Raw genomic sequence first — 8,573 nt, 5'->3', positions numbered from 1 at the left:
GCCGAAGCGTTCGGGGTGGCGGGCGTATGCCTCGGAGAGGGTGACGGCCCGCTGGTCGCGGACCTCCTCGGCGGTGCCGAAGTGCACGCTGGCGGGTGTGTGCCAGCCGATGCCCGAGTGCCGGTGCTCATGGTTGTAGTACGCGATGAAGGCGTCGAACCACTCTCGGGCGTGGGCCAGGGAATCGAACCGTTCGGGATAGTCGGACATGTACTTCGTGGTCTTGAACTGGGCCTCGCTGTAGGGGTTGTCGTTGGAGACCTTCGGCCGCGAGTGCGATCTCGTCACCCCCAGATCGATGAGCAGCTGGGAGACCTTCTTGGAGGTCATCGACGTGCCGCGGTCGGCGTGCACGGTCTCGGGCACGATGCCGTTGCGGGTGATGGTCTCGCGGATCAACTCCTCGGCTCGCTCGGCGGATTCGGCCCGCTCAACGGTGTGGCCGACGATGTAGCGGCTGAAGATGTCGATGATGACGTAGGCGTGGTACCAGATGCCCTTGGCCGGTCCGGCCGCCTTGGTGATGTCCCAGGTGAACACCTGTGAGGGCGCGGTGGCCACCAGCTCGGGCACCGTCTTGGCGGGGTGGGTGGCCTGTCTTCGGCGCTCGCCGGTCTGCCCCTTCTCGCGCAGGATCCGGTACATCGTGGAGACGGAGCAGTGGTAGCGCCCGGCATCCAGCTCGCGGGCCCAGATCTGTGCGGGTGGGAGCTCGGCGTACTCGTCGCTGTTCATCAACTCCAGTACCGCAGCCCGCTCTTCGGCCGTGAGGGCCGAGGGCTGAACCTGCGGCGAGCGAGGCCTTGGCGGTGGCGCCGGCTGCAGTCGGCGGTAGTGGGTGGCCCGGGAGCGGCCGGTCAGCCGGCACGCGGCCGTAATGCCCAGCTCGCCCTCGACGCCGGTGAACGCGTCATCGACCACCGGGTCGGCGGCAGCGTTCAGTCCGCGCCCTCGGAGATCATTTCCAAGAGCGCGGAAGCTTTTCCCATTACCTCCAACGCGGCCTTGTTCCGGGCCAGTTCCTTCTCCAGCCGTTCCACCTGGCGGCGCAGTTTCTCGTTCTCCGCCTCGGCGGCCGACTTCTTCGGCCTCGCCGGGCTGGTGCGCTTGTCGACCAGCTTCTCCAGGGCCCCGGCATCCCGCGCGGCCCGCCACTCCTTCACGTGCGAGTGGTACAGCCGCTCGCGGCGCAGGATCGCGCCCTTCTCGTTCTGCGGGGCGGCGTCGTACTCGGCCACGATCCGCAGCTTGTACTCGGGGCTGAAAGTGCGGCGCTTCGGCCGGGGAGCCGGGTCGGATCCGGCGGGCTTGGTGCTGGTCATGAGGGGGTGGTTCTCCTGTCGTGCCCTCTCAGGCTAACCCGCCGAAGCGGGGCGTCTCACCCAAGGCTGACAGAGAGGGAGTCGGACGCGATCGGCGAGCGCGTCATCAGGTGGGGCGACCGATTCAAGGTGGATCAGATCTCTGCCCTCGGTGACGGCGAACTCACAGACGCCAAGGTCGCCGGATAAGTCGCCAAGTACGCCACCAAGAACGCCGAAGGCGCGGGCACCGTAGACCGGACCCTCATATGCCGTCCCTGCACCGGACGCGGCTACGTACGCGGCCCCGACGGCTTCCGCGACCTCTGCGCCGACTGCGACGGCACCGGGCAGGCCGAACCCCTCGCCGCCCTCCCCGTACAGCAGCACGCCCGACAGATGATCCGCACCGCCTGGGCCCTCGGCCACCTCCCGGAGTTCGCCCACCTCAAGCTCTGGAAGTGGGCCCACATGCTCGGCTTCCGCGGCCACTTCTCCAGCAAGTCACGGGCCTACTCGACCACCCTCGGCGCGCTGCGCGACGTACGCCGTGCCTGGCGCCTGGCCCAAGCCGAAGCCGCTCGCATCCGCGCCGACCTCCCTGCGAACGACGAGAACACCACCCTCGTCACCGCCTCCTCCTGGACCTACCTCAGCAGCGGCTACCGCCCCGGTGAAGAACTGCTCGCCGCCCAGGTCCGCCACGAAATCGCCCACTCCCAACGCGTCAAGCACGAAGGGCTGGTGCCTGCATGACGACGGCCGTGCTCACCGTGGACCAGGTCGCCGAGCGTCTCGGCATCAGTCGCTGGAAGGTCCATGACCTGATTCGTTCCCGCGAACTCGCCTCCTTCAAGATCGGCCGCTGCCGCCGCATCAGCGAAGCCGCCGTGCACGACTACATATCCCTCCGGACCGAACAGGAAGCTGCCTGATGGCCAAGCCGAAGAAGAACGCCAACAACGAGGGCACCATCTACCAGCGCAAGGACGGTCGTTGGGAGGGCAGTGCGTACGTTCTGACGACGGACGGCACGTACAAGCGGCGCAGCGTCTACGGCAAGACCTGGGATGAGGCACACGAGAAGCTGACCAAGCTCAAGGCCGACTCCCTCAACGGCCTGCCGGTGGCCACCAGCAAAATGACGATCGCCGAGTATCTGACGTACTGGCTTGCGAACGTCGCCAAGGGCAAGGTCCGCAGGACGACGTACGTCAACTACGAATCGCTCGTCCGCAACTACGTCACGCCCGAGTTCGGCAGGAAGAAGCTGGCTCGGCTCACCGCTCGCGACATCCGGGCCTTCCTGACCAAGACGGCGGCCACCTGCCAGTGCTGCGCGCAGGGCAAGGACAAGAAGCGGCCGGAGCACAGGCGGCGCTGCTGCGCCCTCGGCAAGTGCTGCAAGAAGCTCCCCTCCGACCGGACCGTGCGCTTCCTGCTGGTGATCCTGCGGGCCGCCCTCCAGCACGCCGTACGCGAGGACGAGCTGCCCCGCAACGTGGCCCGGAATGTGGAGCTGAGCATGGGAACGAAGCGTGAGATCGAACCGCTCACGGCCAAGGAGGGGCGTCAGCTACTGGCGGCGGCCCGTGACAACCGGCTGTGGGCCGCGTACGAACTGGCGGTCCGCATCGGTCTGCGGCGGGGTGAGCTGTTGGGCCTGCGCTGGTCGGACGTGGATCTTCACGAAGGCGTCCTCACCGTCCGGCAGGCCTTACAGCGGGTCGGCGGCGAGCTGCTGATCGTCGCGCCGAAGACGCAGCGCTCGGCCCGCCGCGTGGCCCTGCCGGCCGAGTGCGTGACCGCGCTCCGTGCTCAGCGTGCCCAGCAGATCGCCGACCGGAAGGCCGCTGGCGCGAACTGGAAGGGGCCGGGGCAGGGCCTCGTCTTCACCACGAAGAACGGGACACCGATCGAGCCGCGCAACCTGAACCGGTCCTTCGAAGCTCTGTGCGCCCGCGCGGGAGTCCGTAAGGTTCGCTTCCATGATCTGCGCCACACGTGCGCGTCCCTGCACCACGAACAGGGCGCCGACGCCCGCATGATCATGGAAGTCCTGGGCCACAGCTCGATCCGCGTGACCATGGACATCTACACCTTCGTACGGCTCGACTCCCAGCGCTCCGCCTTCGACCGTGTTGGGAACGCACTGAGGGGTGACGGCAACGATCCGGACGATGACGACGGCGCGGCGGGCGTCCTCGTAGCCGTCTAGTAGGGCCTGTCCGGCGGATCATGCCGGGCGACTCATCGGATCTGAATCGCTGTAGCGACCCGCCGGACAAGGAGCTGGGTGGCGCACGTTGGGTCCGTCGATAAATGCCTCGACATCGGTCGGGGTGATCGGAGAGGCTTCGCGCGATGACCAGAATCGACGATACGCCGCCCGCGTGGGACGAGCGCACCCAGCTCACCACGTTTCTCGACTACGCACGTGACACCGCCCGCGCCAAGTGCGATGGCGTCTCTGCGGAGAACGCACGCAAGGCGCTCTTGCCGGGCTCACCGCTGATGACCATGAGCGGAGTGATCAACCACCTCCGCTGGGTCGAGTACTACTGGTTCCAAGTGGTCTTCCTCGGCGAGGAAGACCGGGGCCCCTGGACCGAGGAGGACCCCGACCGCGAGATGCGCATCGCCGTCGACTTCCCGCTCACGCAGTTGCTCGACGAATACGCCGAACAGAGCGCCCGCTACCGCGAGCTGGTCGCTGGGAACGGCCTGGACAAGCAGGCCCAGCGAGCCGTCCGCAACGGCCTCCACGTCGACCTTCGCTGGATCCTTCTCCACCTCACTGAGGAGACGGCCCGCCACAACGGCCATCTGGACATCCTGCGCGAAATGCTCGACGGCACGACCGGCGACTAGCCTCGCGCCCATCCTCCGGGGCGGTTGCCGTCAAACACTGCCGTCAAGAGAAACGCCAGAGGCCCTGTGGATCACTCCACAGGGCCTCTGGCCTGTTGCGCACTCGGCAGGATTCGAACCTGCAACCTTCTGATCCGTAGTCAGATGCTCTATCCGTTAAGCTACGAGTGCTTGTTCTGTTTTTGCCTTCGCTCCTGGCCCTTCCGGGCCGCTCGCGGCGACAGGAAGAACATTACATGACTGCCGCCGTCATGTGAAATCCATTCCTCCCGCCCCTTGTGACCTGCGTAAACAAGGTGTGGGGCAGGTCAGGACCCGGGAACGCCGAAGCCCCGGCCTGAACGGACCGGGGCTTCGGTGATCACGCGCGGAGGCGGAGGGATTTGAACCCTCGATGGGCTTTAAGGCCCAAACCGCATTAGCAGTGCGGCGCCATAGACCGGACTAGGCGACGCCTCCAGCACAACCGCTCACGCGAGCGCGTAAGTGGTGCGTGCAGATGATGACACAGTCGCGTGGGGTGTCACCAATCGCCCCCCACGGTACTAGGCAGGCAGGGTCCAGGGCAAAGCCCTTGTCGTGGCGTCGGGCGCAGTGTCGGTGGAACGGCGCAAGGAGCGCAACTTCCTGGGGCGCTCCGCGTTGGTCCGGGCATGGTTCAGGTCGGTTTCCCCACACCGCGGCGCTTCGCCGTCTCGCGGGTGCTTCTCCTCGGTTTCCTGGCATCCCTCGCGTCCCTCGCCGGGGCGGCGTCGCTGCCCGCCGTGCCCGCCGCCGCCTCGCCCGCCGCACCGCCGCCCGTGCGGAACGAGGACCGGGGCGGCGACCACCTCACCGTCACCGTGCGGAACGCGGGCGAGGGCAGGGACGGGACGTACGAGTTGTACTGCCACCCCGCCGGCGGCAGTCACCCGGATGCGCGGGGCGCCTGCGACGTGCTCGACCGGAACACTCGCTGGGGGCAGGAAGTCTTCGCGCCCGTGCCGGACGGCAGGCTCTGCACCCTGCAGTACGGCGGGCCGGCCACCGCCCACGTCACCGGGACCTGGGCCGGCCGACCCGTCGACGCGTACTACGACCGCGGCGACGGCTGCCGGATCGAGCGCTGGAACCGGCTCGTGCCGCTCCTGCCCGACCCCGCTGCTCCGGGAAGGCCGGGGAGCGGTAAGGGCCTCGCGCAAGCCCGTGCGCGGTGAAACCGTACGGTCACAGGTTCGACGTCGCTTCCTCGTGCGACCTCCTTCCCATCCGGCGTCGCGAGCGCAATGTCTGCGCATAGACTCCCTCGCGTGACACGCTGCGGGCCGGTTGGCAAGATGGCTCCCGCGGTCGGCAAGGTGCGGTGACAGGGAGGAAGCGTCTCGTGAGCAGCAGGCCATCCCGAGGCGCTGCTCGCCTCGCAGCCATACTCGACGCGCTGCCCGACGCCTTGGTGCTGGTCAACGCCAACGGCACGGTCGTCAACGCCAACACCATCGCCCTGGAGGCGTTCGAGACCCCGGGGACGGCGCTCGTGGGGCGCGGGCTGCTCGATCTGCTGCCGCAGTTCGACTCCAAGCTGATCCCCGGCTCCATGCGCCGGCCCGACCACATCGACCCGCGCGGGCGCACCAAGCCGACCCGGATGATGGCGCGGCGGACCGACGGGAGCGAGTTCCCGGTCGAGGTCACGAGCGCGAACCTGGAGAACAGCCAGCAGGCCTACGACGCGTCCGGCTACACCGGCGACGAGCTGCTGATGCTGGTCGTCCGCGACCTGTCGGGCACCGTCGACACCGAGGCCGAGCTGGCCCGTTCGCAGCGGCAGACCGAGATGATCCTGCGGGCCGCCTCCGAGGGCGTCGTGGGGACCGACACCGACGGGCGGATCGTGCTCGTCAACCCGGCCGCCGCGCAGATACTGGGCTACCGGGCCGGCGAACTCGGCGGGCGCGAGCTGCACACCCTCGTCCTGCACTCGCGCGCCGACGGCTCGCCCTTCCCGTACGGGGAGTCCCCGCTCGCCGACACCCTGCGTTCCGGGCGCAAGCACCGGGTGCGCGGGCAGGTGCTGTGGTCCAAGGTCGGCGACAAGGTGTCCGTCGATCTGACCACCGCGCCGGTGCGCGACGGCGACCAGCTCGTCGGTGCCGTCATGACCTTCACCGACCGGCGGCTCTACGAGACGCTCGCCGACGAGAAGGCCGCCGTCGAGAAGCAGCACGCGGAGGAGCTCGAGCGGCTGGCCGAGGAGCACGCCTCCGAGCTCACCGCCCTGCGCCAGCAGCACGTCACCGAGGTCGAGGAGCTCACCGAGCAGCACGCGGAGGAGCTCGCCGCGAACGAGGAGCGGTACGCCGCGCTCGGCGAGCGGGAGAAGGACCGTTACGAGGCGCTCGCCGCCCGGCACGAGCAGCTGCTCACGCTCCTCGGCGGTTCCCTGCGCGGGCCCCTGGACGAACTGCGCCGCGAACTGGCCGCCCTCGCCGCCGACGACGCCGGACAGCTGTGGCCCGAGGCCAACCAGGTGCTGCACCACCTGTCGGCCGGCTACTCGAGGATCACCACTCTCATCGACAACGTCCTCGGCTACCAGCGCCTCGACGCCGGCAGCGAGGAGATCGCCCGTACGAAGGCCATGCTCGACGCGGTCGTCGCCGCCGGTGTCGACGGGGCCGTCGAGCTGATCGGGCCCGGACGGGTGCAGTTCGCCGTGCACGCGCCGCCCATCGAGGCCGAGGTCGACCCGCAGCGCCTGGCGACCGCGCTCGCGCACCTCGTCGCGGACGTGGCCGGCGTGGACGCGACCGGCAACTCGCCCGTGTCGGCGGGCGGCTACATGGACAACACCGTCGTGGTGGCGGCGGCGCAGCGCGGCGAGGTCGTACGGATCGAGGTGCGCGGGCCGTACGCCGGGGGAGACCCGGTGCACGAGCCGATCGTGCGCGGCATCGTCCGGGCGCACGGCGGTGTGCTGCAGACGCACACGGTGCCCGGGATGAGCGGCAGCGCGTACGTCCTCGAAGTGCCGCTCGGCGGTGGCGCGGGCGTCGTCCCGGTGGAGGCCCACAGTCCGGCGGCCGGTACGCCGGAGGCCGTCTCCGCGGAGGTCGCCGTGCCCGAGCAGCGTACGGGCGGCGGGCGGCGGAGGGCCCGGCGGTCTTCCACGGACGCGTTCCTCGAGGGTGACGGCGAGGGCGAGGCCACCGGCGCCCAGGCGGCTCCGACCGGGCGGCGCAGGCGGCGTGCGGCCGAGGAGCCTCGGGACGCCGTGCGGATTCCGGCCCAGGGGACGGAGGCCTCCGGAGGCACGGGAGGCACGGGGCGGCGGCGCGGACGGCCCGCCGAGGACGCGGTGGGTGTGTCCGAGGGTGCCGTGGTCACCGCGGCCGAGCACGCCGCGGGCGCGGCGGCCTCGAATACGGGTCTGGGCGGTACGGTGCCGCCGCAGGGCGTGCCCGCGCCCACCGGACGGCGTGCCCGGCGCGAGATCGGCGAGCCCCAGGCGCTGCCGGCGGCACTGCCCGCGACCGCGGACGCGCAGCCCGGGCCGGGCGACGGGAACCCCGCGGCGCCCGTTCCGCAGCCGACCGGACGGCGTCGCCGTGCCCTGGCCGCAGCGACCGAGCGTGCCGCCGCGCAGGAGGCGGCCCCTCGTACGGTGTTCGCCCTGCCGCCCGCTGAGGCGGACCGGCCGGACGACGGCCCGGAGGGAACGGGGGCGGTTCAGCTGCCGACGCAGGACGTCGCCCCCGTCGCCCCCGTGGCGGACGAGGGGCAGCACGACGCCGTACCCCACGACCAGGCCGACGACCACACTCCGCCGCAGCCGCACCCGGCGAGCGCGCCGACGGGACGCCGGCGCCGGGCTGTTGCCCAGCCGCAGGAACCCGCCGCGGCGGGCGCGACGCCCGCGCAGGAGGTGCCCGGCGGGGCCGCCGTGCCGGGGACGATGCCCGCGGGAGCCCTGCCCCTGCCGGGTGCGCCCGAAGGGGCCGTGCCCGCGGGAGCGATGCCCGCGGTGGCCGTGCCCGCACAGGGAGCGCCTTCGCAGGGGGCTGCCGGACCGGGTGTTCCCGCGCAGGCCGGCCCCGGTGGCGCGCAGGCGCTGCCGCAGGCCGTTCCCCAGGCGGCTCCGGGGCAGCCGGTCGCGCCGCAGGCAGCCCCCGGACAGCCGGTCGCACCCCAGGCAGCCCCCGGACAGCCAGTGGCGGGGCCGCAGGCTCCTGCGCCGCAGCAGCCGGTGCCGGGACAGGCGGCCCTGCCCGCCCAGGGCGGCGCGGGCCGGCCGCTGCCCCCGCAGGGCACCGGGCTCGCCCCCGCGCAGAACACCGCTGCTCCGGCCCAGCAGACCACCGCCGGGCCGCTTCCCGCGCAGGCCGTGCCGGCCCAGGGCATCCCCGCCCCGCAGCCGGCTCCCGC

Annotated in this window: 7 protein-coding genes, 2 tRNA genes and 1 pseudogene; 6 read left to right on the top strand and 4 right to left on the bottom strand. The window is 71.0% G+C overall.

The features are described 5' to 3' along the window. Window positions 1-921: IS3 family transposase (locus tag C1I97_RS39330; protein ID WP_181446899.1), on the bottom strand; the 921-nt coding region annotated here is incomplete at its 3' end. A 17-nt stretch (window positions 922-938) separates the two neighbouring features. Next, window positions 939-1,322 carry a transposase gene (locus tag C1I97_RS40105; RefSeq protein ID WP_111005437.1) on the bottom strand — a complete coding sequence of 128 codons (384 nt, stop codon included), beginning with the start codon at window positions 1,320-1,322 and terminating at the stop codon, window positions 939-941. A 78-nt stretch (window positions 1,323-1,400) separates the two neighbouring features. Here C1I97_RS40105 and C1I97_RS25065 point away from each other — a divergent pair. From C1I97_RS25065 to C1I97_RS25050, 4 genes and pseudogenes are all read left to right on the top strand, one after another. Further along, window positions 1,401-2,057: pseudogene (locus C1I97_RS25065) on the top strand (replication initiator); the annotation flags it as partial. Further along, the gene (locus tag C1I97_RS25060) at window positions 2,054-2,236 is read left to right on the top strand and encodes a helix-turn-helix domain-containing protein (RefSeq protein ID WP_111005436.1); all 183 of its coding nucleotides are present in this window, start codon (window positions 2,054-2,056) and stop codon (window positions 2,234-2,236) included. The pseudogene C1I97_RS25065 and the gene C1I97_RS25060, both read left to right, overlap by 4 nt. After that, window positions 2,236-3,519 (top strand): site-specific integrase, encoded by a 1,284-nt coding sequence (locus C1I97_RS25055; RefSeq protein ID WP_111005435.1) that lies wholly within the window; start codon window positions 2,236-2,238, stop codon window positions 3,517-3,519. Before C1I97_RS25060 ends, C1I97_RS25055 begins: the two co-directional genes overlap by 1 nt. A gap of 146 nt (window positions 3,520-3,665) precedes the next feature. After that, entirely contained in the window at window positions 3,666-4,172 is a 507-nt protein-coding gene (locus C1I97_RS25050; RefSeq protein WP_111005434.1) for a DinB family protein, read from the top strand. A gap of 98 nt (window positions 4,173-4,270) precedes the next feature. Here the strand turns inward: C1I97_RS25050 and C1I97_RS25045 are convergent. Both C1I97_RS25045 and C1I97_RS25040 read right to left on the bottom strand, forming a co-directional pair. After that, window positions 4,271-4,343 (bottom strand) — tRNA-Arg (locus tag C1I97_RS25045). 197 nt (window positions 4,344-4,540) lie between these two features. Then, window positions 4,541-4,631: transfer RNA gene (locus C1I97_RS25040), tRNA-Ser, on the bottom strand. 194 nt (window positions 4,632-4,825) lie between these two features. Here C1I97_RS25040 and C1I97_RS25035 point away from each other — a divergent pair. After that, entirely contained in the window at window positions 4,826-5,368 is a 543-nt protein-coding gene (locus tag C1I97_RS25035; protein ID WP_111005433.1) for an SSI family serine proteinase inhibitor, read from the top strand. A 167-nt stretch (window positions 5,369-5,535) separates the two neighbouring features. After that, on the top strand, window positions 5,536-8,573 hold a 3,038-nt coding region (locus C1I97_RS25030), incomplete at its 3' end, for a PAS domain-containing protein (RefSeq protein ID WP_146608279.1).

It is taken from the genome of Streptomyces sp. NTH33 (genome assembly GCF_003236365.1).
Classification (GTDB): domain Bacteria; phylum Actinomycetota; class Actinomycetes; order Streptomycetales; family Streptomycetaceae; genus Streptomyces.
The sequence above is the reverse complement of the archived record's forward strand: the minus strand, read 5'-3'. Positions and strand labels throughout refer to the sequence as shown.